Source organism: Streptomyces sp. NPDC090045, from assembly GCF_044747975.1.
GTDB lineage: Bacteria > Actinomycetota > Actinomycetes > Streptomycetales > Streptomycetaceae > Streptomyces.
On sequence record NZ_JBIVFA010000028.1, the window covers coordinates 23,271 to 45,763 of the forward strand.

Annotated in this window: 26 protein-coding genes and 1 pseudogene; 22 read left to right on the forward strand and 5 right to left on the reverse strand. The window is 70.8% G+C overall.

Annotation, left to right across the window (positions count from 1 at the left end; all coding sequences use genetic code 11):
- From ACIPYQ_RS40030 to ACIPYQ_RS40085, 12 genes are all read left to right on the forward strand, one after another.
- Positions 1 to 406 (forward strand): tetratricopeptide repeat protein (locus ACIPYQ_RS40030; protein WP_401259499.1); only part of this gene is annotated, 406 nt, incomplete at its 5' end.
- 731 nt (positions 407 to 1,137) lie between these two features.
- Positions 1,138 to 1,578, forward strand: a complete 441-nt coding sequence (locus ACIPYQ_RS40035; RefSeq protein WP_401259500.1) for a hypothetical protein — start codon at positions 1,138 to 1,140, stop codon at positions 1,576 to 1,578.
- Positions 1,575 to 2,576, forward strand: coding sequence for a hypothetical protein (locus ACIPYQ_RS40040; protein WP_401259502.1), 1,002 nt, complete (start codon positions 1,575 to 1,577; stop codon positions 2,574 to 2,576). The genes ACIPYQ_RS40035 and ACIPYQ_RS40040 overlap by 4 nt, the downstream gene beginning before the upstream one ends.
- Before the next feature lie 17 nt (positions 2,577 to 2,593).
- Positions 2,594 to 2,995: a hypothetical protein gene (locus tag ACIPYQ_RS40045; RefSeq protein ID WP_401259504.1), complete on the forward strand. Its 402-nt coding sequence runs from the start codon at positions 2,594 to 2,596 to the stop codon at positions 2,993 to 2,995.
- On the forward strand, positions 2,996 to 3,763 hold the full coding sequence (locus ACIPYQ_RS40050; protein ID WP_401259550.1) for a tetratricopeptide repeat protein: 768 nt from the start codon (positions 2,996 to 2,998) through the stop codon (positions 3,761 to 3,763).
- Positions 3,646 to 4,317 (forward strand): ATP-dependent DNA ligase, encoded by a 672-nt coding sequence (locus ACIPYQ_RS40055; protein WP_401259506.1) that lies wholly within the window; start codon positions 3,646 to 3,648, stop codon positions 4,315 to 4,317. The genes ACIPYQ_RS40050 and ACIPYQ_RS40055 overlap by 118 nt, the downstream gene beginning before the upstream one ends.
- A 253-nt stretch (positions 4,318 to 4,570) precedes the next feature.
- Positions 4,571 to 5,194, forward strand: coding sequence for a TetR/AcrR family transcriptional regulator (locus tag ACIPYQ_RS40060; protein ID WP_401259508.1), 624 nt, complete (start codon positions 4,571 to 4,573; stop codon positions 5,192 to 5,194).
- An 18-nt stretch (positions 5,195 to 5,212) separates the two neighbouring features.
- Positions 5,213 to 6,919, forward strand: coding sequence for a PEP-utilizing enzyme (locus tag ACIPYQ_RS40065; RefSeq protein ID WP_401259510.1), 1,707 nt, complete (start codon positions 5,213 to 5,215; stop codon positions 6,917 to 6,919).
- Complete coding sequence (locus tag ACIPYQ_RS40070) at positions 6,916 to 7,770, forward strand: PEP/pyruvate-binding domain-containing protein (protein ID WP_401259512.1); 855 nt, start codon at positions 6,916 to 6,918, stop codon at positions 7,768 to 7,770. The genes ACIPYQ_RS40065 and ACIPYQ_RS40070 overlap by 4 nt, the downstream gene beginning before the upstream one ends.
- 94 nt (positions 7,771 to 7,864) lie before the next feature.
- Positions 7,865 to 8,266: a hypothetical protein gene (locus tag ACIPYQ_RS40075; protein ID WP_401259514.1), complete on the forward strand. Its 402-nt coding sequence runs from the start codon at positions 7,865 to 7,867 to the stop codon at positions 8,264 to 8,266.
- Positions 8,263 to 8,883 carry an ATP-dependent DNA ligase gene (locus ACIPYQ_RS40080; RefSeq protein ID WP_401259516.1) on the forward strand — a complete coding sequence of 207 codons (621 nt, stop codon included), beginning with the start codon at positions 8,263 to 8,265 and terminating at the stop codon, positions 8,881 to 8,883. The genes ACIPYQ_RS40075 and ACIPYQ_RS40080 overlap by 4 nt, the downstream gene beginning before the upstream one ends.
- Before the next feature lie 51 nt (positions 8,884 to 8,934).
- On the forward strand, positions 8,935 to 9,414 hold the full coding sequence (locus tag ACIPYQ_RS40085; protein WP_401259518.1) for a hypothetical protein: 480 nt from the start codon (positions 8,935 to 8,937) through the stop codon (positions 9,412 to 9,414).
- Between the two features lie 61 nt (positions 9,415 to 9,475).
- Here ACIPYQ_RS40085 and ACIPYQ_RS40090 read toward each other — a convergent pair whose 3' ends face one another.
- Complete coding sequence (locus ACIPYQ_RS40090; RefSeq protein ID WP_401259520.1) at positions 9,476 to 9,622, reverse strand: hypothetical protein; 147 nt, start codon at positions 9,620 to 9,622, stop codon at positions 9,476 to 9,478.
- Between the two features lie 324 nt (positions 9,623 to 9,946).
- Between ACIPYQ_RS40090 and ACIPYQ_RS40095 the strand changes: the two genes are divergently transcribed.
- From ACIPYQ_RS40095 to ACIPYQ_RS40105, 3 genes are all read left to right on the forward strand, one after another.
- Positions 9,947 to 10,186 carry a hypothetical protein gene (locus ACIPYQ_RS40095; RefSeq protein ID WP_401259521.1) on the forward strand — a complete coding sequence of 80 codons (240 nt, stop codon included), beginning with the start codon at positions 9,947 to 9,949 and terminating at the stop codon, positions 10,184 to 10,186.
- A complete protein-coding gene (locus tag ACIPYQ_RS40100; RefSeq protein WP_401259523.1) occupies positions 10,183 to 10,515 on the forward strand; it encodes a hypothetical protein in 333 nt (110 codons plus the stop codon). Before ACIPYQ_RS40095 ends, ACIPYQ_RS40100 begins: the two co-directional genes overlap by 4 nt.
- Positions 10,516 to 10,686: 171 nt before the next feature.
- Entirely contained in the window at positions 10,687 to 10,953 is a 267-nt protein-coding gene (locus ACIPYQ_RS40105) for a DUF6233 domain-containing protein (RefSeq protein WP_401259525.1), read from the forward strand.
- Between the two features lie 329 nt (positions 10,954 to 11,282).
- Here the strand turns inward: ACIPYQ_RS40105 and ACIPYQ_RS40110 are convergent, their stop codons facing one another.
- Positions 11,283 to 12,122: an IS5 family transposase gene (locus ACIPYQ_RS40110; protein ID WP_401259527.1), complete on the reverse strand. Its 840-nt coding sequence runs from the start codon at positions 12,120 to 12,122 to the stop codon at positions 11,283 to 11,285.
- A gap of 452 nt (positions 12,123 to 12,574) precedes the next feature.
- On the opposite strand from ACIPYQ_RS40110, the gene ACIPYQ_RS40115 reads away from it, so the two are divergent.
- Positions 12,575 to 13,444 carry an IS5 family transposase gene (locus ACIPYQ_RS40115; RefSeq protein ID WP_401259529.1) on the forward strand — a complete coding sequence of 290 codons (870 nt, stop codon included), beginning with the start codon at positions 12,575 to 12,577 and terminating at the stop codon, positions 13,442 to 13,444.
- A gap of 22 nt (positions 13,445 to 13,466) precedes the next feature.
- Here ACIPYQ_RS40115 and ACIPYQ_RS40120 read toward each other — a convergent pair whose 3' ends face one another.
- Positions 13,467 to 13,862: a hypothetical protein gene (locus tag ACIPYQ_RS40120; protein ID WP_401259531.1), complete on the reverse strand. Its 396-nt coding sequence runs from the start codon at positions 13,860 to 13,862 to the stop codon at positions 13,467 to 13,469.
- Between the two features lie 731 nt (positions 13,863 to 14,593).
- On the opposite strand from ACIPYQ_RS40120, the gene ACIPYQ_RS40125 reads away from it, so the two are divergent.
- Positions 14,594 to 15,952 (forward strand): DUF4157 domain-containing protein, encoded by a 1,359-nt coding sequence (locus tag ACIPYQ_RS40125; RefSeq protein WP_401259533.1) that lies wholly within the window; start codon positions 14,594 to 14,596, stop codon positions 15,950 to 15,952.
- A 67-nt stretch (positions 15,953 to 16,019) separates the two neighbouring features.
- Positions 16,020 to 16,843 (forward strand): annotated as a pseudogene (locus tag ACIPYQ_RS40130) (IS5 family transposase); the annotation flags it as partial.
- A gap of 30 nt (positions 16,844 to 16,873) precedes the next feature.
- On the opposite strand, the gene ACIPYQ_RS40135 reads toward ACIPYQ_RS40130, so the two are convergent.
- The gene (locus ACIPYQ_RS40135) at positions 16,874 to 17,866 is read right to left on the reverse strand and encodes a beta-propeller fold lactonase family protein (protein WP_401259534.1); all 993 of its coding nucleotides are present in this window, start codon (positions 17,864 to 17,866) and stop codon (positions 16,874 to 16,876) included.
- 380 nt (positions 17,867 to 18,246) lie between these two features.
- Here ACIPYQ_RS40135 and ACIPYQ_RS40140 point away from each other — a divergent pair, with 380 nt between their 5' ends.
- The 4 genes from ACIPYQ_RS40140 to ACIPYQ_RS40155 all read left to right on the forward strand — a co-directional run bounded on the left by ACIPYQ_RS40140 (position 18,247) and on the right by ACIPYQ_RS40155 (position 21,163).
- Positions 18,247 to 18,417, forward strand: coding sequence for a hypothetical protein (locus ACIPYQ_RS40140; protein ID WP_401259536.1), 171 nt, complete (start codon positions 18,247 to 18,249; stop codon positions 18,415 to 18,417).
- A gap of 255 nt (positions 18,418 to 18,672) precedes the next feature.
- Complete coding sequence (locus ACIPYQ_RS40145) at positions 18,673 to 19,017, forward strand: PadR family transcriptional regulator (protein ID WP_401259538.1); 345 nt, start codon at positions 18,673 to 18,675, stop codon at positions 19,015 to 19,017.
- On the forward strand, positions 19,014 to 19,964 hold the full coding sequence (locus ACIPYQ_RS40150) for a hypothetical protein (protein WP_401259540.1): 951 nt from the start codon (positions 19,014 to 19,016) through the stop codon (positions 19,962 to 19,964). The genes ACIPYQ_RS40145 and ACIPYQ_RS40150 overlap by 4 nt, the downstream gene beginning before the upstream one ends.
- Before the next feature lie 407 nt (positions 19,965 to 20,371).
- Positions 20,372 to 21,163, forward strand: coding sequence for a hypothetical protein (locus ACIPYQ_RS40155; RefSeq protein WP_401259542.1), 792 nt, complete (start codon positions 20,372 to 20,374; stop codon positions 21,161 to 21,163).
- 463 nt (positions 21,164 to 21,626) lie between these two features.
- Here ACIPYQ_RS40155 and ACIPYQ_RS40160 read toward each other — a convergent pair whose 3' ends face one another.
- The gene (locus ACIPYQ_RS40160) at positions 21,627 to 22,151 is read right to left on the reverse strand and encodes a peptidylprolyl isomerase (protein ID WP_401259544.1); all 525 of its coding nucleotides are present in this window, start codon (positions 22,149 to 22,151) and stop codon (positions 21,627 to 21,629) included.
- Positions 22,152 to 22,493: the final 342 nt, after the last annotated feature.

Consider the following 22,493-nt stretch of genomic DNA (forward strand, 5'->3'; position numbering starts at 1 on the left):
GGATGCGGCTGGCGCCGCTGCTGCGTACGTCGAGCTGTTGGAGGACCGGTCGCGGGTGCTGGGCCCAGACCACCCCGACACCCTCAGCACGCGGAGCAATCTCGCCCACTGGCGGGGGAAGACGGGGGATGCGGCCGGCGCTGCCGCCGCCTACACGAAGCTGCTGGAGGACGAGTCGCGGGTGCTGGGCCCGGACCACCCTGGCACCCTCACTGCCCGGAACAACCTCGCCTGGTGGCGGGGCGCGGCAGGGGATGCGGCCGGCGCCGCTGCTGCGTACGCCGAGCTGTTGGAGGACCGGTTGCGGGTGCTGGGCCCGGACCACCCTGGCACCCTCACTGCCCGGAACAACCTCGCCTGGTGGCGGGGCGCGGCGGGGGATGAAGATGGTCCGGGTGTCGAATAGCGTCGCTGTTCGGCGCAGGCGCGGTGCTGGCCGCTGGCGAGGCTGGAGTCCCCGCGCCTGCGGCCGGCCGCCCCCGCGGATCCCGAGCTGAGGTCAAGGACTGCCCTGAAGGCCGGTGGGTGCTGGGGGCCTTCGGCGCCGGACGGCTCCGCAGGGTCGGTCGCCGCGTGGCAGCCGAAGTGCGCCCAGGGCGTGTTGCCGAGCGCCGCGAGCACGGCCGCGCGTGTTGCAGTGGCACCTACCAGCGGCTCGGACGCGCCGAGCAGTCCCGCCGCGTAGCAGGCCGCCGCCGCGATCCCAGGCAGATCGTCCTCGGGCGATGCGCCCAGAGGGCGCTGCCGACGCCGGTGGTGTCGCGCTGCTCGGCCCGTGCACGGGCGTACGCGAGGGTCTGGAACCCGGGCGCGTAGGAGGAGACAACGTCGCCGAGACCGCCGAAGAGGACCGCCGCGGCTGCCTGCGGTATGTGGAAGCACCGGCCCAAGCGGCTCCTGGAGCTGTCCAGGACGATGAACCGGGGGGTGGTCGCCGGCCGTCAGGGTGAGGCCAGCGGTGACCGTGCCCGGAGGCGAGCACCCGGGCGTACGTCCCAGCCACGTAGGCGGTCCTGCGCGAGGCCCGGGGCAACCTGCGCCCCCGTCAGCGGAGTTGCCCAGCTCTTCAGCACCCGCACTTGTGCGCATCCTCCTTGGTACGGTCGAAGGATCACAGGTGCGGGCGAGGAGGCGAGCATGCTGGAAGAGGCTTTGGCCGCACTGGCGGTGGCGGGTGGCACCGCAGTGGTGCAGGCCGCGGGTACCGACGCATGGCACGGATTCCAGGCGCGGGTGGCCCACTTGCTCGGCCGTGGGGACGCCCGGCGCGAGCGGGCGGAACTGGAGCGGCTCGATCGGACGGCCGAGCTGTTGGCGGCGGCGGGCACGGAGGAGCCGGAGCGGGTGCGGATCCGTCAGGAAGCATCCTGGCAGACCCGTTTCGAGACGCTGTTGGAAAGTCTGACTGCCGAGGAACGTGAACAGGTCGCTGCCGAGCTACGGAGCCTGTTCGCAGAGGAGGCCGAGCGCGGTCAGCCGGGCGGCGGGGCGGTGTCCGGCAACACCTTCCACGGCCCGACTGCGATACAGGTCGGCGACCGAAATCGGCAGAACAATCACTTCGGCCCTGGGGCATGACCGGCAGTTTCTCCTTTCACGGCCCTGGCGCGGTGCAAAGCGGTGACCACAACTTCCAGCACAACACCTTCGTGCTGCCCGACGCGGGTGTTGGCGCGCCAGTGGACGAGCCGCGTCCGGTGGTGCGGTGGACCGCGCAGGAGCTGGGCGTCCACCCCGCCATTACCGGTACCTCGGGGCCGACCGCTGATGGCGTGTTCGTGCTGCCGGAGTACCTTGAACGCGAGCACGACGGGTGGCTGCGCGCCCGGCTGAACGAGGCGGCGGCCGGTCAGCGGACGGTTCTGGTCGTCGTGCGCGGAGAATCGTGCACCGGCAAGACCCGTACGGCATTCGAGGCCGTGCGTAGCTGCTTGGTGGACTGGAACCTCGTCTTCCCCAAGACGACCGCCGGCCTGCTTGCCGTGATGCGCTCTCCCGCGCTCGCCGCGCGGACCGTGCTATGGCTGAACGACGCCCAGGAGTACCTCACCGGCCCCGACGGCGAGGCGGCAGCCGCCGCGCTCCGTACCCGGTTGGAGCACCCTGGGCCGGTCGTGATTGTCGCGACGCTCTGGCCGACCCATCATCATGCCCTGACCGCAACCGCGGAATTCGACACTGTCGACGCTCATCCCCAGGCCAGGGCGCTCCTCGGGCCGAGCACGCCCATCGACGTACCCGGATCCTTCCCCGCGCAGGCTCTGCGGAGCCTGGTGGACTGTCCGGATCCCTCAGTGGCCATCGCGGCCCGGACCAGTCGCGGTGGGACGGTCATCCAGACCCTGGCGGCCGGTCCGCAGCTCGTCGACCACTACGAGCAGGCCGTCGGGCCGCACGGCTCCTACGGCCGGGCGATCATCGCTGCGGCCATGGACGCCCGCCGGCTCGGGCACAGCACCGTGCTGCCGGCCGCGCTGCTGCGCGCCGCCGCCCCCGGCTACCTGAGCGTTACCAGCGGGCCGCAGCCACGGAAAACTGGTTCGCCGATGCCCTCGGCTATGCGCGAACCAAGGTGAAGGGCGTCGTTGCGGCGTTGGAACCAGTCGCCGACCCGAACGGCATGGGAGCCCTCCCCGAGGTGTACCGCCTGGCCGACTACCTCGACCACCACGCCCGCCTCACCCGGCGATACCACTTCCCGCCGGACTCCTTCTGGACGGCGGCGCTCGGCTGCCGCGCACCGGACCTGCTGCGTCTGGCGGCTGCGGCCAGGTTCCGAAGCCGGTACCGAATTGCCGCGACTCTGTACAGGCGGGGCGCGGATGCCGGCGACATGGGTGGCCTGCTGGAGCTGGCGGCGTTGCGCGGGCGGGTGGGGGATCTGGCTGGTGCGGAGCGGTTGTACCGGCAGGCTGCCGACGGCGGCGACGCCCGTGGCCTGCTGGAGCTGGCGGGCTGGCGTCGGCGGGTCGGAGACGTCGCTGGTGCGGAGTAGTTGTACGAGCAGGCTGCGGCTTCCGGAGACACCGGGGCGCTGCGGTCGTTGGAAGATTTACGTCGGGCGGCACTGGATCTGGAACGCGCCGTACGGGAGTACTGGCGGGCCGGTGGCACCAACACCGCTGCCGTGCGCGAGCTGGCAGGATGGCGTCGGCGGATCGGAGACCGAGAGGGCGCGGAGCGTCTGCTGCGGCAGGCTGCCGACGGCGGTGACGCCTCCGCCCTGTGGCGACTGGCGGAGATACGGGCACAGGACGGGGACGCCGAGGGCGCCGAGCAGCTGTACCGGCACGCCGTCCAGGCCGACGGCACCAGCGCCTTGTTGGAGTTGGCACAGCATTGCGATGCGCTCGGTGACCCGGGCGATGCCGAGCGGCTGTACCGGCAGGCCGCCGAGGACGGCGACGCCCGGGGCCTGCTGGAGCTGGCAGCGCTGCGTGTCCGGGAAGGGGACATGGCCGGTGCGGAGCGGCTCTACCGGCAGGCCGCAGCCGCTGGCGTTTTTGCCGAGGCGCAGTTGCCGCACGGCCTGGTCCTCGATGGCGAACTGGTCGTCTGGGACGCCGAAGCCGGCCGGTTGTCGTTCGAGGCATTGCAGCGCCGGGCCGCCACCCGCGCCCGCGGCGCCCTGGCCCTGGCCGGCCGGTGGCGGGCTACTTCGTCGCCTTCGACCTCTTGCAGCAGGACGGCCAGGAGCTCCTCACGCGCCCGTGCATCGAGCGCCGTGCCCTGCTGGAGAACCTGTTCTCCGAGCACGCCCTGACGGCCCCGTGGACGTTGTGCCCGATGACGACGGAACTGGCCAAGGCGGGGGAGTGGCTGGAGCCCTGGACGGACGTGTCGGGCGTGGAGGGGATCCTGGTCAAGCCCCTGAACGGCCGCTACCTGCCCGGGTACCGAGGCTGGACCAAGATCAGGAGGCGGGACACCACGGAGATGATCGTCGGCGCGATCACCGGCACCCTGATCCGCCCGCAGATCCTTGTCCTCGGTCGCCACGACCAGAACGGCCGGCTGCGCGCCGTCGGCCGGACCGTACCGCTGCGCCCGGACGCGGCCCGGCGGGTCGCCGAGCACCTCACCGTGGCCGCGCCCGGACACCCGTGGACAGGGGCGAAGTTCTCGGCGACGTGGGGGAGCCGCGACGTCCTCGACACCACCCTCGTCCACCCCACCCTGGTCGCCGAGGTCAGCGCAGACCGCGCCATCGACCACGGCGGCATCTACCGCCACCCACTCCGCTTCCAGCGCCTGCGCCTGGACGTGGGGCTCGAAGACGTACCCCGGTTCGGTCAGGCACCTGCTGCTGCTGGCTGAGCACCGGTTCGGTGGCCTGCGCAGTAGCCGCGTGAGGCGGCCGGCACCGACGCGGCGGCCCGCACCGACTGCGTGCGCGTCGATGATCCCCACGCTCGGTTCCACCTCCCGGCCCTCGCGCTCACCGACCTTCCCAGGCAGCCGATGAGAGCCGGATGTCCGTCCAACATCCCCCTCGGTGTCCATCCCTCCTTGGGAATATTTATACCGTTTCTCGACAGTTTGTCATGAATTGGAGTACTGTCGACGTGCCATGAAAGAGAAGCGCGCCTACGAGAGTCCGCTGCGTGCGGGGCAGCTTGAGCAGACCCGGCAGCTGATCCTCGCCGCGCTCACCGAGGCCATCGCCGACGAAAGCGTCCAGGAGCTGACCATCCCGCTCGTGGCGGAGCGCGCAGGCGTCGCCGTCCGCACCGTCTACCGGCACTTCCCGACCAGGGAGGCGCTCTTCGCGGCCTGGAGCGGGTGGGCCCAGGAGAATCTGCACGTGCTCACGCAGTCCTACCCGGACACCTTGGACGGGCTGCGCCGCGTGGCGCCGGAGCTCTACCGCTCGTACGACGAGCACGCGCCACTGATCCTCGCCATGCTGAACTCCAAGGCGGCCCGGCCACTGCGGGAGCAGGGCCGCGGGGACCGGTTCCACTCGGTGGAGGCGGCGCTGGCCGAGCTCACGGCGGAGGCCGACCCGGTAGCCCGCCGCCGCGCGGTCGCCGTGCTCTACCTGCTGGTGAGCGCCCCGGCCTGGCAGGCCATGCGGCTGCAGGCGGGGCTCGACGGGGCGGAGGCCGGCATGGCCGCCGCCTGGGCGGTGTGGGTACTCACGGACGAGCTGCGGCGAGACCCGGACGGCCCGCTACGCCACCCGAGCGGATGACCGGCGAGGAGGAGAGCCATGAGCATCGCCACGGAACGCACTTTCGCTCCGCCGGGGCCGGGTACCTGGTTCCTGGACCCAACCCACTTCACCCGCCCGGTGACCAGGTTCCACGCCGAGATCTTCATCGAGGAGATGCACCGCGGCTTCGGAGAGAGCCTCCGCCGGTACGGGTCGCTGCTGGAACGGCTGGACTGGGCCTTCGTCAACGGTTTCTGCTACTACCATCCGCAGCCGCTGGGAGCCCCACCAGACGCCACGGACCACCCGCCGAGGGAGGTCTGGGAACGCCTTGCCGCCGATCATCCCGAGATCCGCACCAGGCTCGCGACCAGCGCGACCGTCTTCGAGCACAAGCTGTGGCGCGAGGACCTGCGCCGATGGGACGAGGAGGTCAGACCCGGGCTACAGCGCGAGCGGCGCGAACTGCAGCAGGTCGAGCCAGGTCTCCTCGACACCGGCAGTCTGCTCGCCCATCTCGACCGGTGCCGGGAGCACCAGCGCCGAGCCGGCTACCTGCACCACCTGTTCAACATGCCGGCACTACTGCCGATGGGCGATCTGCTCGCACACTGTCAGGAGTGGACCGGGCGTACCACCGGCGAGATCCTGGCCCCGCTGGCAGGATCGAGCCCCGACCCGCTGGCGGACCGGGAGGAACTGGCCGAGCTGACCGCCGCCGTGGCAGCGGACCCCCGGGCGAGCGAGCTGCTCGCCTCCCCGGCGCGCCCCCAGGAGCTGCTGGCGGCGCTGGGGGCTGTCGCGGGACGTACGAGTACCGCCCTCGCCGAGTACCTGGAGACGGCGGGCTGGCGCCCCGTCAATGGCGAGGACGTGGGCGATCCCTGTGTGGCGGAGTTGCCCGCCGTCGTGCTCGCGGCCATTCGCTCGGCGGTCTCCTCCTCGACGAGGCACCAGGCGGACGCCCGCGCCGACCAGCACGCCGACGCGGCGGCCGACCTTCGCGCCGCCGTACCCGCGGCGCACCGCTCCCGCTTCGACGAGCTGCTCGCCGAGGCGCGGTTGGTCTCCCGGCTGCGCGACGAGCGCGGGTCGTGCGCGGACCTTCCGGCCATCGGCCTCACCCGGCGCGCCATCCTGGCGGCCGGCCGCCGGCTCACCGAGCAGGGCCGGATCCACGCACCCGCCCACCTGGCCGAGGCGGGCTACGCCGAGGTGCGCGCCCTGGTCCGTACGGGCTCCGGGCCCGACGCCGCAGAACTCGCCGCCCGGGCGCACTACCGCGACCACGCCCGGTACGCGGACGCGCCGCCGATGCTGGGTCCACCCCCGGGCGACCCGCTGCCGCCTGATTGGCTGCCGCCCGCCGCGGCACGCCTGGAACGCGCCCTCGGGGCCATCGTCCTTGCCATGTTCAGCAACCCGGCAGCGCGGACCGAGGGGCGGACCGTGCACGGGCTCGGCGCGAGCCCGGGCGTGTACGAGGGCACGGCACGGGTGATCAGCGGCGTGCCCGAGTTCGACCGCATCCAGCCCGGGGACGTCCTGGTCACCGGCGCGACCACCACGGCCTTCAACATCGTCCTGCCACTGCTCGGCGCGATCGTCACCGATCGCGGTGGGGCGCTCTCCCACGCCGCCATCGTCGCCCGGGAGTTCGCCATCCCCGGCGTCGTCGGATGCACGGATGCCACGGCGGTGATACCCGACGGCGCCTGGGTGCGGGTCGACGGCCGAGCCGGAGAGGCGGCGGTGGTCCGATGACCGGTCCGCTGTCGCCGAGCACGTGGTCCGCCCCGGTGCCGCTCCGCCTGGCCACCGACGAGAGCCGGTACGGCGGCAAGGCCTCGCAGCTCGCGGCCGCCGCCCGAGCCGGTCTACCGGTACCGGAAGGAATCGCCCTGGAATGGCTGTTTGTCGACGTCGTCGCAGCAGGCAACGACGAGGCGCTCGCCGCCCTGCACGTATCGACCACCGACTTGCAGGGCGGCGGGCTGGCCGTGCGTTCATCCGCGCTGGGCGAGGACTCGGCCGGGGCAAGCTTCGCCGGACAGCACCTCACCTGCCTCAACGTACGGGGTTCGGACGGGCTGATTGAGGCGGTCCGAACGGTGAGAGATTCGGCGCACTCGGCCGCCGCGCTCGCCTACCGTGAGCGGCTCGGGCTGCCCGGCCGGCCCAGGGTGGCAGTGGTGGTACAGGAGCTGGTGGTACCCGAGTGCGCCGGAGTCCTGTTCTCCCGAGACCCCCTCGACGGCTCCGACGTCCTGGTGATCGAGGCGAGTTGGGGCCTGGGCGAAGCCGTGGTCAGCGGCCTGGTCGTACCGGATCGCTACCGGGTCCGCCGCGACGGCCGGGTGATCGAGCGCACGGCGGGCATGAAGGACCTGGCCGTGGAGCCCGCGCTGGCCGGCGGAACGAGCCAGGTCCCGGTCCCCGCCGACCGAATTCACCGACTCTGCCTCGACGAGAAGCGGTTGGAGAGCCTGCGGGAACTCACCGCCCGCTGCGAGCAGGTCTTCGGCGGGACGCAGGACCTGGAGTGGGCCTTCGTCGCCGACCGTCTCCGTCTGCTCCAGCGCCGGCCGATGACCGGGGCCGTGCCCCCGCACTGAGGATTCGAACCGCGCGATTCACCGCCCGCCGTGCCGGGCCCGTCGGAAGCGGGCAGGCTGGCCAGGAGGGGGAGGGTGTGAGGAGGGCCTGCGGGTGACGTTGAGACCGCCGGTGGAGCCGATGCTGGCGCAGGCTGCTGAGTCGGTGCCGACTGTGGTGCGTGATCTTGCTTTTGAGCAGAAGCTGGACGGGCATCGGGCGCTCGTCTTCACCGCGGCCAGCCCGGGAGGCACCGTGCTGGTGCAGACCCGCCGCGGGGCGCTGGTCCAGGACCGGTGGCCGGACCTGGTGGAGGCCGCCGAGGCACAGTTGCCGCACGGCCTGGTCCTCGATGGCGAACTGGTCGTCTGGGACACCGAAGCCGGCCGGTTGTCCTTCGAGGCATTGCAGCGCCGAGCCGCCACCCGCGGCCGTAGCGCCGCAGCCCTGGCCGCGCGTTGGCGGGCCTTCCTCGTCGCCTCGACGTCTTACAGTTGGATGGCCAGACGCTCTTGACACGCCCGTACACCGAGCGACGCGCACTGCTGGAGAACCTGTTCTCCGAGCACGCCCTGACGGCCCCGTGGACGTTGTGCCCGATGACGACGGACCTGGCCGAAGCGCGGGAATGGCTGGAGTCCTGGACGGACGTGTCGGGCGTGGAGGGTTTGGTGATCAAGCCCCTGAACAGCCGCTATCTGACTGGCTATCGAGGCTGGACCAAGATCAGGAGGCGGGACACCACGGAGATGATCGTCGGCGCGATCACCGGCACCCTGACCCGCCCGCAGATCCTTGTCCTCGGTCGCCACGACCAGAACGGCCGGCTGCGCGCCGTCGGCCGGACCGTACCGCTGCGCCCGGACGCGGCCCGGCAGGTCGCCGAGCATCTCACCGTGGCCGCGCCCGGGCACCCGTGGGAGGGTGTGCGCTTCTCGGCGACGTGGGGCAGCCGCGACGTCCTCGACACCACCCTTGTCCACCCCACCCTGGTCGCCGAGGTCAGCGCCGACCGCGCCATCGACCACGGCGGCATCTCCCGCCATCCACTCCGCTTCCAGCGCCTGCGCCTGGACGTCGGGCTCGAAGACGTACCCCGGTTCGGTCAGGGTCCGACCGCAGCCGCTGGGTGAGTGGGCGCGGGGCTCTAGGCTCGATGCGACGCAGGCGAAGGGGAGGCGACGGTGAGGCAAGAGCGGGACGAGGGATACGGGCCGGGGAGTCCGGACTATGGCTTGTCGTACGAGCCCGATCCGCGGACGGTGCGGACGGAGGAATACGGGCTTGGCAGCCCCGACTCTGGGTTGTCGTACGAGCCTGATCCATGGGCGGACCCGGTGCCGGACGAGAACCCGGACTACCGCTTCCGGGAGGAGTTCACGAAGGACGACGCCGAGTCGATGTGGGAGGCAGCGTTCAGGGAAGGCCAGATCACCCGAGAGCAGTTCCAGAACAGAAGGCGGGGAGGAGCCGTTCCTGAGAGCGGAGAAGCCCCCGACGCCCAGCCGGCCATCAGGTCCGCGGTCGAGAAGCTGCGAGCGAAGCTCGCCGGTCCGGGTCTCTCACCTGAGCAGAGGGCCCTGGACGAACAGGCTCTGTCGTCCCTTGAGGAGATGCTCGACAAGAAGCCGACTGACCGACCTGACTCGTCGGCCAGTTCGTAGACGCTCGGGGCGTCTCATCTCGAAGGGGGCGGAAGGGAATCCTTCCGCCCCCACTTGTGCACTACTCCTCAGGCTGCTCCTGACGACTGCCCCGTCGTCGGAGGCGGTACGCCTTGCTGCCGAACCAGGAGGTCGCGGCGGTCAAGATGCCGGCGATGTAGTCCCCCAGGACCTTGTCCCAGAAGAAGGCAGCGGTACTACTCAGCACTGCCTTGGCAATCTCCCACTCGTGCATTCGCCGTCGGCGGGCGCACTGAGGGGCCGAACTGCGCCCGCTCCTTCCAGTTGAACCTGTATCTGTACCGTCTCGGCCTTGACGGGTCGTACGGGTTGCACCGGACGGCTGGCTCGGCCGAGACGGCGGACCGGTCGAGATGCCCGCCCGGGTTTAGTCGGTTGGGATGCGCTTCCGCGGACTATGCCGTGGAGCAGTGGAGCGCGAATGGTGACTTGCAGTGAAGGGTCTGATGCGATACGTGGTCGTGGTGATTGCCATTGGCGCATATATTCGAACGTCTGATTGAATTAGTGGATGGCGCCCATCCACTTCCCCGACGATCTGCTCGACCTCCAGGCCGCCTGGCTGCGCACGTACACCGACCTGGCCCGCCAACTCGTACGGGCCGGCACCACGACGCTCCGACGTCCGCTGATCACGCTCTCCTGTCGCATCGAGGCGCACCCTTTCTGGGCCATCCCGGGTCGCTCCCGGGCCGCCCGGGTCGAGCTGCGCCGCCGCGCCAGGGCCCGCGCGTGGGTGACCGCGGCGTGAGCGCCGAGCCGGGCGGCCCGAGACCGGTCACCGGGTTCCCGGACGACCTGGTCGCGCTGCAGCAGCGGTGGACCCGGACTTTCAACCGGCTGGCCGCAGATCCCCCGGCCGACGGGCACGAGATGCGCATGGAGCTCCTCGGCCTCAGCCTCCGGCTGGACGCTCATCCGTACTGGGCGACCACCGAGGCCGGCTGGAGCTGTGCCGGCCGGCGCGGACTTCAGAAGTACGCGAGCGCGGCCCCCGGCGGCGAGGAGGAGCTGGTCACCCTCTGCGTGGACGGCCGCATCATCGCGGTCCCGCCGGGCGAGGCCGCGTCCCGGCGGTGAAGCGATGAGCACCCCGCCCCCCCCGTACGGCTGTACGAGCGCCAGGAGCTCCCCGACCGTTGGGTCTGCAAGATCGGCATGCCCGCGTACGTCGCGGTCTAAGGCGGACGCGTCCAGCCGTCGGAGTACACGGTGTGGGTTACGGCCGACCTGATGGGGCCGATGTGGGCCGTGAACCACCCCGCGGTCCCGTCGCGCCGTCTCCCCGTCGAGCCGCCCCCGGAGCGGCCGGGCTGGATGCTCCGGGTCCGTTCCGGGGGCCGGCGCGGAGCCGTCGTCCACGAGAGCGGATGCGAGAAGGCGGCGGGCGGCGGCCAGGACATGGACACCCTGGAAGCGCTCGACGCCCTGATGCGGCCCGGCGTCGACGCGTGCCACGACTGCGCCGCCGCCGTGGTGCTGATCCAGGCGCTGGAGCTGGGCTCGGGATACGCCTAGCGGCCCGCCCCGAGCCCGTACGTCTTCGGACCAGACGACCCCGTGTGGTGTTCATGCCCCCGGCGGAGCCGAGAGCCTGAGCCGCCCGGTGAAGCCTTCATGCAGCTGATCAGCCCCTGCCGGGCCGGCCGAGTCCCAAAGGCTTTGGCCTGCCCTGCTGGCCGGATGCCGTCCCCGCGCGCGCCCCTGGCCTCCCATCCGGGCGGGCAGGAGTTGTTGCCGCAGGAGCCGCGAGTGCTGACAGGGGCGGGCTCCGGCCGAGGGCACGTCGCCTCTCAGAGGGCGTTTCGTCCCGTTGTTTCATCCCGGATTGCCGGGTTGAGTACGGTTCACGTACCACGCCATGTGGGGGTGGCTTCGGCGGTGAGTCTGCGGGTCATGAGGTTGATCATCGCGAGCTGGATCATTGCCTCGGAGCGGTGCGGCCGGGCTTCGTAGTCTCGGGCCAGCCGTCGGTGATTCATGAGCCAGCCGAGGGTTCTCTCGACCGTCCAACGACGGGGCAGGACCGCAAATCCCCTGGTGGTGGGGTCGCGGCGGACGATGTGCATGTCGATGCCGAGGGTGGCGGCGTGCTCGACGAGGTGCTGGCGGTAGCCGCCGTCGACCCAGGTCTTGCGGACGGTGGGATGCTCCGAGGCGACCCGTTCGATCAGGGTCTGGCCGGCGATGGAGTCCTGCACGCTCGCGGCGGTGACCACGACCGCCAGGAGGAGTCCGACGGTGTCGATGACGATGCTCCGCTTCCTTCCGACGATCTTCTTGCCGGCGTCGATGCCCTGCTCGCAGGCGGGGACATTGGTGGAGGTTTTGATGCTCTGGGAGTCGATGACGCAGGCGGTCGGTTCCTCCTCCCGGCCTTCCTGCCTGCGGACTTGGCGCCGCAGGAGCGTGTTGAGCTGGTCGAAGACGCCTTCCTCCTGCCAGCGCGCGAAGTAGGCGTAGACCGTGTTCCAGTGCGGGTAGTCGTGCGGAAGGTACCGCCAGGGGATCCCGGTCCGGTTCACGTAGAGCACCGCGTCCAGCAGACTGCGCAGGTCGTGGTCCGGTGGCCGGCCGATGTCGAGGCCGCGGCCGCGGCGTTCGGACCGCCAGGCGGTCAGGACCGGCTCGACCAGCTCCCACCGGGCATCGGACAGATCGCTCGGGTATCGGCGGCGTTCAAGCATGATTCCGGGCTACCCAGCCGGCCCCGGCGCGCGGACCGGCGCCCGAAGCACCCGGCGTGAAACCTGGCGCCTTGGGATGAAACAGGAGCAGGCAGAGCAAGACGCCCGCCTGGCAGCCACTTCCGCATCATGAACCACATCAACCCCAGCAGCCCCAATCGACCGCAAGCCCATACCAGCTCAAAAGACCTCAATAAAGCGCTAAACACCCTCTCAGAGGTCGTTTTAATCTGGATTACAAGAATTTGATGCGATTCTCAAGGTGGCCGGTCGCGGTGTAGTAGTGACCCTGGGTGGAGTCGGTGCCTGTGGGTCGGGTGGGGTGGCGGGTGGGGCGGGCTGGCTCTTGTTCCTGTCTCATCCCAGGATGTCCGGCCATTGGTGGCCCGCGTGCTTCCGGTGCCGCGGCTGCGCGCCTGGGCGCACTCGGTCCGCGGCGGTACGCCGGAATCATGACGACGCGACGCCCGTATCCGAGTGATCTGTCCGATGCGCGCTGGGAGTTGATCGAGCCGGTGCTGTCCGCGTGGCGCTTCGAGCGGCGTGGCCGGGCTCTCGACTTCGGCCGGCCTCCACGGCATGACCTGCGCGAGATCATGAACGCGATCCTCTACGTGGACCGCACCGGCTGCCAGTGGGCCTACCTCCCGCATGACTTCCCGCCGCACCAGAGCGTCTACGGCTACTTCGCCAGATGGGCAGACGAGGGCGTGTTTGCCCAGCTCAACGGACTCCTGCGGCAACTTCTCCGTGAGAAGGAAGGACGGAACGCGGAGCCCTCGGCGTGTGTGATCGACGCCCAGAGCGTCAAGACCTCCACCAGCGTTCCTGCCGCCAGCCAGGGCATCGACGCGGGCAAAAGGATCGCGGGTCGCAAACGGAGCATCGTCACCGACACGCTCGGCCTTCTCCTCACGGTGCTGGTCACCGCGGCCAGCGTGCAGGACTCCGTCGCCGGCACCCGGCTCATCGACCAGGTCGCCGCCGACCACCCCGGAATCCGCAAGGTCTGGGTCGACGGCGGCTACCGCCAGCACCTCGTCGAACACGCCGCTACCCTCGGCATCGACATGGAGATCACCGCTCGCAAGCCCGGGACCAGGGGTTTCACCCCGATCCCGAAACGTTGGGCAGTCGAGAGGACCTACGGCTGGCTCATGCTCCACCGCCGCCTGGCCCGCGACTACGAAACCCTCTCCACCCGCTCCGAAGCCATCATCCACATCGCGATGACCGACCTCATGGCCCGCCGCCTCACCGGCGAGAACACCATCTCCTGGCGCGACCCGACATACCAGACCAAACAGCCGATCCCGCGATAAAACACCGGGATAAAACGACCTCTCAGAGCTCGTTGTGGACCTTGCTCATCTCGCGTTCCTTCGTCCACAGGACGTTCTCCCGCTCCGTTGTGTAAGCATCTCCAGCCTTGACCGGACAGGCACTGGCATCGGCCGGGCAGTCATCGTTGTTCCCGTCACCTCCATTGCCGCCCTGGCCGCCGTTGAGGACGCCGTACTCGCCGTCGGACTGCTTGTCCCTGCGGATCGACTTCACGATCCTGGGCTTCTTGGCGATGTGCTTGACGGTGCGCGGGCTGTCGGTGTCGGTGTCAGTGGTGACGCTTGCGGTTGTCGTGGTGGGAGCGGCGAAAGCGGTGGAGGAGAGTGAGGCGCCTCCGCCGGCCAGGAGGGTGACGATCAGGAGGGGGACGACACGTCGGGTCCGGGTGGCGGTCATGGGGGAAGGCTCCTCAGGTCGTGGCATTCGGGGGCCGGATGTGGTGGGGCGGGTTGCCCGTCCGCCGTCCTTCGGCGTCATCCGTCACTCCATTGCGCCCCACGCGCAGGTCCGCGGTCACGGCACGAAAAGTCGGGGCTTGACCTACACGCACCCCACCCCGGCCGGCGGTGCGGAGCCGGAGTGGGCGGGGCCCCGGTCACCTGGCACGCGCACTCCGAACGCTGCGCGCCGGGTCCTCGTCTCGCGTGGTGTCGGACCGGTACTTCGCCATTGGGCTGCGGTGACGGGGTGGAGGCCGAGCATCGGTCCGAGGACCGCTGGGGGGAGGTCCTGGGCGAGGGCGACCAGGGCGGTGGCGCGGGCCGGCCGGGGACACCCGCGAACTCGACCTGGTGGTGACGGCCGGCGGACGGCACCGTACGGACGAAGGGGCTCACCCTCGCCGACAAGCCGGGCCCGCAGACGATCCAGACGGGGTACAGCGACGTGGTGTCGGTGCGGCTGGTGATCCGTGAGGCGGCGGGGCTCACCCCGGGCCGTCATGTGGCGCTGGTGGAGGTCGAGTTCTTCAGGAGGAACCGAGACTGCCCTCACGGCCGGTCGAGTCTGCCCTCGGGTACCTGGCGTCCGCAGGGTCGCCCGGCGTATCCAGGACAAGGACGTACGCGAGACGTACGCAGGACACAGGCATCACGTACGGCTCCGATTCTCCGACGAAGGAAGCGCCAGTGCAGAACCACGCGAAGGTCAGGTCGAACGCCACCGAGGACGCCCGGTCGACGGTCCGCAGGCCGGTCCCCGCACCACCCGCACAGGCCTCCGGGCTCCTCGGGCTGCAGGCGACGGTGGGGAACGCGGTGGTCGTCCAGCGTCTGAAGCAGCAGCCGCACCGGCACGGTGCGGGGTGCGGCCACGAGGCGGAGGAGGCGCCGGTCCAGCGCTCGGCCGTCCACGACGTGGTGCGGGCCGGCGGCAGGCCGCTGGACGGCAGCACGCGCGCGGACATGGAGAGCCGGCTGGGCGCCGACTTCTCCGACGTCCGCATCCACGACGACAGCGCGGCGAAGGCGTCGGCGGCCGAGGTGGGCGCTCGGGCGTACACCAGTGGGAACCACGTGGTGATCGGGGAGGGCGGCGCCGACAAGCTCACGCTCGCCCACGAACTCACCCACGTGATCCAGCAGCGCCAGGGCCCCGTGGCGGGTACGGACAACGGAGCGGGCCTGCGGGTCTCCGACCCCTCCGACCGCTTCGAGCGGGAGGCGGAGAGCAACGCGCGCCGCGCCATGAGCGGGGCGGCGCCGAGGACCGAGCAGCACGCACAGGAGGCGGGCCGGGCCGACCAGGGGGCGGCCCAGGAGTCGGTCCAGCGCTGGGCGGCACAGGCCGGCCCGAACCAGCAGCACATGACGGTCTCGGCGAACGGCGTCTTCGCCGTCCCGAGCGACGACGCCACGTCGATCTGGATCCGCGTCAGCGCGCCCGCGGGGTCCTACTCCCCGGCCCTGCGCCCGACAAGCACGGCACAGCAGGCCCTCTTCGGCGGCACGGAGCTGTACCAGGAGCACGAGCTGGCGCGGAACATCCTGGACGACTGCCTCCACACGGCGGAGGAGATCATGCACAACGCCGTCGGAGAGCTGGCCGACGGCGCGAACAGCAACGTCCGTACGAGCGCCGGGCTCAAGGCCTTCGGCATGTCGGACGAGCAGAACCGCGACCGCGCAGGCGACTTCCAGGGGGCGACGGACCGCGACGCCAGCCCGGTGGTGGGACAGTCCTACCTGATGCTCGCCATGAACCCCGGGGAGCAGATCATGTCGCAGTACCACGCCGCAGCGGTGGTGGGCGTGGACGGCCAGGACACGGTGACGATGGAGGCCTTCGCCGGAAGCGGCCAGACGTCCGCGAACCCGATGACGTACACGATCGGCACGGTGGCCTCCTTCCACGACTACTGGACGGGCGCGTACTACACCCCGAACTACCCGGGGGTCACCATGAAGACAGTGGTCCTCGTCAAGCGCGGCAAGGGCCGCCGGGTGACGGCGGGCTCAGAACAGCCGGCCAACCCGAACGTCGCCTAGCGCGTGTCTCTTTGATGGGTTGGTCAGTTGATCGGATGTGTCCGTCCGATTGGTGATCACTGATGCGATGTGGGACCGGATCGAGTCGCTGATGCCGGCCGATCCGGTCCGCGGCAGGCGGTGGGCCGATCACCGCCGCACCCTTGAGGCCATCGCGTGGAAGTACCGCACCAACTCGCCCTGGCGGGACCTGCCCGACGAACTCGGCCCGTTCCAGACCGCCCACAAACGGCTGATCAGATGGGCCGTCGACGGAACCTGGCAGGAGATCCTGGCCGCGCTCCTGACGGCCGCGGACGCCGATGACGACATCGGCTGGACCGTCTCGGTCGACTCCACCGTTGTCCGAGCCCACCAGCATTCCGTCGGAGCACGCAAAAAGGGGCCGACGGCCGCAGCGAGCCCCGCCGACCACGCCATCGGACGCTCACGCGGCGGCCTGAGCACCAAGGTCCACCTGGCCGCCGACGATCGTGCACGGCCCCTGACCGTCACCGCGGGCCAGGCCGGCGACGCACCCGCCTTCGAAGCGGTCATGGCCCGCATCCGCGTGCCACGAACCGGGCCCGGCAGGCCCCGGACCCGGCCGTTGGCCGTGCTTGCGGACCGGGCCTACTCCTCCCGCGCCATCCGGTCCCACCTGCGACGACGCGGGATCCGCGCGGTCATCCGCAGCCGTCCGACCAGGTCGGCCACCGGCTGCGGCGAGGGCGCCGAGGCGGCCGCCCGCCCCGCTTCGACGCTGAGATCTACAAGCAGCGGAACAGCGTGGAACGCTGCATCAACCGCCTCAAGCAGTGGCGCGGCCTGGCCACACGATGCGACAAACTCGCCATCGCCTACCAGGCAGCACTCCACCTCGCCGCGATCCTCATCTGGGCACGACGCCGGCCAAAGAGACCGAACCTAGCGGCGCCTTGCTCAGGCGAGCTGCACCGGCGCGGTGTTCGGACCTCGGGCCGTGACCGCTTTCCCCTGTACCGCTGCCACGCCGGTCGGCCCGACGCCCACGGTCACCGTGTTCGTTACGCGGGCTGTCGAGGTGTCGATGACCGACAGGGTGTCCGAGTCGAAGTTGCTGACGTAGACGAGGGAGCCGTCCGGGCCGACGGCGAGGCCGTTGGGGCCGTCTCCCACGGCGACGGTTTCCGTGACGGCGCGGCCGCGGGTGCTGATCACGGACACGTTGTCGGACCCGATGCTGGCGACGTATACCTGTCGCCCGTCCGGTCGCACCCCGATTCCCGCAGGCTGGTCTCCGACCGGGATGCGGTCCGTTTCCGTGCCGTCGTGGACGTCGACCACCGACACGTCGTCCGAGGTCAGGTTGGAGACGTACATGTGGCGGCCGTCGGGGGTGAGTACCAGAGCGGTTGGTCCGCTGCCGACAGGGATGGTGTCGGTGACCGTTCGAGTGGCGGTGCGGACCACTGAGACGGTGCCGGACGCGGCGTTGGCGACGTACAGGGTGCATCCGTCGGGTGCCACCGCCACGCCCAGTGGGGCATCGCCCACCGCGATGGTGTCCGTCACGGCACGGGTGCGGGTGCTGATCACCGACACGTTGTCCGACCCGACGTTGGCGACGTAGACGTTCCGGTTGTCGGGAGAGACCGTCACTCTGCTCGGTTCGTCCCCGACAGCGACGGTGGCCATGACCGTCCTGGTAGGGGCGTCGATCACCGATACGGTGTCCGACGCGGAATTGGTGACATAGACGCGGGAGCCGTCCGGGCTGACGGCCACGCTGTCCGGTCCGTCCCCGACGGGAACGCTGTCCACGACCATGCCGGTGCCGACGACCGACACCGTGTCGGAGTGGAGGTTGGCGATGTAATCGAGGGCATCAGGCCGCGGGGACAGCCCGACTGCCGTCGTCCCGACGGATGCGCCGGCCAGGTTTCCCGGTGCCATTAGCGCCGCTGTCGCACAGAGCATCACGGCTGCTCGCTGCGCCAGGTCCTGACTCCTCGTCATGGGACCACGCTAAGACTTCGGAGCGGAAAGCCACGTGAGGCTCACGCTCAGGCTGACCGAACGGCGCATCGTGGCCGCCGCCTACGCCGACTCCATCTACACCGGCCGCACCCTGGGCAACCCCTCCCAGGGCACAACCTCGGACACTCCCGCGGCGGGCTGCCGCTCCGGCGCCGGGGAATCCGGGCGGTCATCCCGCAGCCGTCCGACCAGATCGCCATCGCCTACCAGGCGCGCACTCCACCTCGCGGGCATCCTCATCTGGACCTGACGCTGACCAAAGAGACAGAACCTAGTGGTCGCCGCGGAGCGGGCAGGTGGCAGCCTGGGGCGACGCCACCCACGACGCCGCCCACCCCGGCCGGTGCACCGACCCCGGCGGTTCCCCGTACGTCCCCCAGCTGACCGAAGCGGCCCAGCGCCGGGCCGGAGCCGCCTCCCTCGTGGCCTTCCTGCGCTGCCATCTTGCCGACGACGGGAGCCGTTGACACCACCCGGGCCCGTCACAGCTCTGGCTCGTCCTCCCCTCACGGCGGCGGCCTCGAAGCCCTCCGCGCTGAAGCGGGCCACTGCCAACTGGTTGTCGAGCACCGGGACAAGACGGGCCGGCTCGTACGACTTCGCCGCACCGCCCTTCTCCGACGGCCCTGCGGACTTCGTCCGCCAGGCCGCGGACACGGGCAGCGCGGACAGGAAGGACCCCACCTCCCACATATATCGACAGCCGATATATGATGGTCCTCATGGCAAAACGATCACCGTCTCTGACGGAGTCGCAGTACTTCATCCTCGCGGCCCTCCAGGAGGGCCCCCTGCACGGCTACGGCATCATCAAGGCCGCCGAGCAGGCCACGGACGGCCGGGTCAAGCTCGCCGTCGGAACCCTCTACGGCGCGCTGGACCGGATGGAGCGGTCCGGCTGGATCGCAGCCGATCACGAGGAGATCGTGGACGGCCGGGCCCGACGCTATTACCGCCTCACCGAGGACGGCGACGGCGTACTCCGGCAGGAGGCCCTGCGCATGCAGCAGGCTGCGGCCGTCGTCATCAGCCGCAGCCCTTCCTCCTTCAAGGTGGTGCCGGCATGAACCGGTTCCTGCTCGCCGCCTACCCCAAGGACTACCGCGACCGTCAGGGGGAGGAGGTACTGGGCTGCCTGTCCGAGGCGTACCCCGGCCGCTCCTGGCCGCCCCCACGTGAAGCGCTCGCACTGCTGCGCGCAGGAGCGGCGGCCCGCGCCCGTGCCGCCTGCGAGAACACGTCCCGGCCGTGGTGGCTGGAGGGTGTCCACCTGACCGCCCTCGTCCTCGCCGCCCTCGCGCTGGTGCCGTACCTGCAGGACGTCTGGCACTGGGCCCTGCGCATCGACCCCGCGGACCACTCCGTCGGCTTCCACCACGCGGGCTGGTTCCCCTGGGCTCAGGGCGCCGAAACCCAGACGCGGTTCCTTCCGTACGGTCTGCTCCCGCTGATCTGCCTGGTGGCACTGGTGCGCGGCCTGCGGTGGATCGCCCTGCCGGCCTCGGCGGCGATGCTCTTGGCCGGATCGGGGATCGCCGGCTCGACGCTCTTCGGAGACGAAGGCGTAGTGGGAGTCGGCTACTACGGGCTCGGAGCTCCGCTGCGCTCCGATGACCTGGTGCTATCGGGGCTTTTGCTCCTCGCCTGCACCGTATTGGCGGTCCACCGTCCGAGCCCGCTGCGCCGCCGCTCGTACGGCTGGCTCGTCCCCGTGGCGGCTGCGCTGTTCGTGGCCGGCTCCCTGCACTTCACCTCGACGGATCCGGATTTCCAGCGGGGCCAGTTCGCCGTGGAGGCCGCCGCGCTGACCGCCGCGTGGGCGCTGACGGCAGCCGCCGGCGACTACCGGTGGCTCGTCCCCGTCGCCGCGTTCGCGGTCGTCCGAGGCGAAGCGATCGTCAACCAGCCGTACCTGGTGGACTCCCTGCCGGGCAACACCGTGCTGCTCTGCCTGGTCCTGCCGATCCCCCTCCTCGCCGTCACCGCACAACGCCGCCGGAAGCGCACCACCTGAACCGCAGGCCGGGCTGTCACGGCCCCGAAGAGCCGTGACGGCCCGGCCTGCACACCCGAACCGAAGCCACACACCTCAGCGGCCCTCCTTGCGAACGGGTGCGGCGGTGGCGCCAGATGGGCGACAGCCGGGACGGAGCGGGTGTCCCTGCTCGCGCTGCCCAGCTGTATTGTTCATGGCTGTCACGAGGCAAGCAGCTGCTGCCGTCGGGCGCCAATCCCGAAGATGGCCAGCTGCCACGGACGTGCCTGTTCCAGTGAGGGACGGTGTGGGGCCGTGCGTTGGGGCTGGTCACCGCGCGGCCTGGCACCCCTGCACCCGAGCATGCCCTCTCACCCTTCCCCCGAGGCTGGACGAGCCTCCAGGGCACGGCTCCCGCACAGCCAATCCGCAGCGACTCCTCGGCCGTGCCCGTGCCGGGCCGTGGCCTGCCGGCGGCCGGACCCGTGTACCGGCCCGCCCGCGTCCTGGGCCCGCTCCGCCGGACCGGCTGGTCCCGCCCGAACCTGCTGACCTTCACCCCCAGGGAGTCCTTGCTGATGGCGTCCGGATACCCGCCGCTGCCCGAGTCGTTCGCCGAAGCCCTCGGGGAGGCGGCGCACACCGCCGCGATGGCCTACCGCCTGGTGATGACCATCTCCGACGCGGTCCGCCGTGCCACCCAGAAACGCCTCACCGGCCGGGAGGAGGAACTCGGCGAGGACGCGGAGAAGATGGTGCCGGGCTGGTCGGCCGGTCAGCTGCGAGGTCACCTCGGCGACGACATCCTGGCCGTGCTGATGCAGGGCGCGGACTGGCCGCAGATGGCCCGCCAGCTTGTCGGCCTGCAGCAGGCCGGCGTCGACCTCTCGGTGTTCCTGCCGCAGATGGGCCGCATGACCGCCGGGGTCCATCAGGCCGTCACCGCGAACGCGGCGCGCATCAAGGCCGAGGGCACCGACCAGTGGTCCGACCTCCTGCGCACGACGATGCAGGAGGGTCTGGTCCGTGACGCGATCCTGGCGTCCCCGGCGTGGCCGGACATCGCGGCCGCGATGGGCCGCCTCGATGACCCGGGATCGACGTCGCCCGGATCCTCACCGACACCCACCGTGCCGGGGTCGGCGTGGACCAGGCCGTCGCCGCCGTCGCCGCGGCCGCCGCCAAGACCCCCGCCCCCGCCCCCGCCCCCGCGCCAGCCCCCGCCTGGGGACCCTTGACCGAGGGGTTGAACGTCCCCCGCGACCTCGACATCGACCTCGGCAACCGGGCCCGTGCCCTGGAGCAGGTGAGGGTGCACCCGGCCGCGCACTCGCAGATGGTGTCGATGGTCCGGGGCATCCTGCCGGAGCGGGAAGCGGGTCTCCTGGTCGGCTCACGCCAGTGGCCGCTGCTGGCCGCCCGCATGCAGAACATCCGCGAGAGCGACAGCACACACACCGTCGCCCAGCACCTGAACCGCCTGACGGCCGACACCTCCTGGAAGCAGGCCACCGGCACGGCTCTGGTGGGCCACCTCGTGGACGCCACCCTCCACTCCCTGACTACGCCGCTGACCGCACGGCCCGCGTCCGCGTCTCGGCTGTGGGTCTCCCCGATGGCGGACCGCTCCCGCTCCACCACCACCTGGCCCCGGACAGACGCCACCGCAGCGGCGGCGGCTTCGGCGCGGGCCGCGGGGAGTCAATGCCAGCAGGACGGCCGGACGCGGAGCAGCTCGGTCCGCAGCACGGGTGTGCCGTCGACCGGTGCCGGGTCCTCCGCGGTCGGCTCGATTCCTCCGGCGGCGGTTTTGTCGAGTGTGGCCAGGCCGTCAGGGCCGACCGTGCCGAACACCGTGTAGTTCGGGCGTAGTGCGGAGTCGCCGTAGACGACGAAGAACTGTGAGCCGTTCGTGTCCGGACCGGCGTTGGCCATCGCCAGCAGGCCGCGCCCGTACAGGCGGCGCGCGCCGGTCGGATCGGTCGGTGCGGGTGGCAAATCCACCGGCAGCTCGTCCTTGTACTTGTACCCGGGCCCTCCCTCACCGGTCCCGGTCGGGTCGCCGCACTGCAGGACCTTCAGCGTCGGATACGCCGTCAGACGGTGGCACACCGTCCGGTCGTAGAACCCATGCCGTGCCAGGTGCAGGAAACTCTGGACCGTGCACGGCGCCTTGGCCTGGTCCAAACGCAGCGGGAGCAGACCCTGGCTGGTCGGAACAGCCATGTCAACCGTGCCACGGCTAGGGGTGCGCCGCGGGTCAGGCGGCAGCGGAACATGACGCGCGGGCGGCTCGTCCGGGGTCTGTGTGTACTGGCAAGGGCCGTGCGTGGTGCGCGGCGGAGCGCCGTCGGAAGCGGTGGCGGCACTTCCCCCGGACACAACTAACGTCACGGCCGCAAATGCGCTGATTAGTGCTCGGTTCATCTTGCGCGCCCTCCTGATGATCGCCAGGTTTTGGAGCGGTCGCAGTCTAGTACTGCAACGGTGTTTGGCGTGATGGTTTGTTGGCGTCTGGTGGTGTGTGGCCGCGTCGTTTGTAGTGGCTGGTGCGGGCCTGGAACTGGC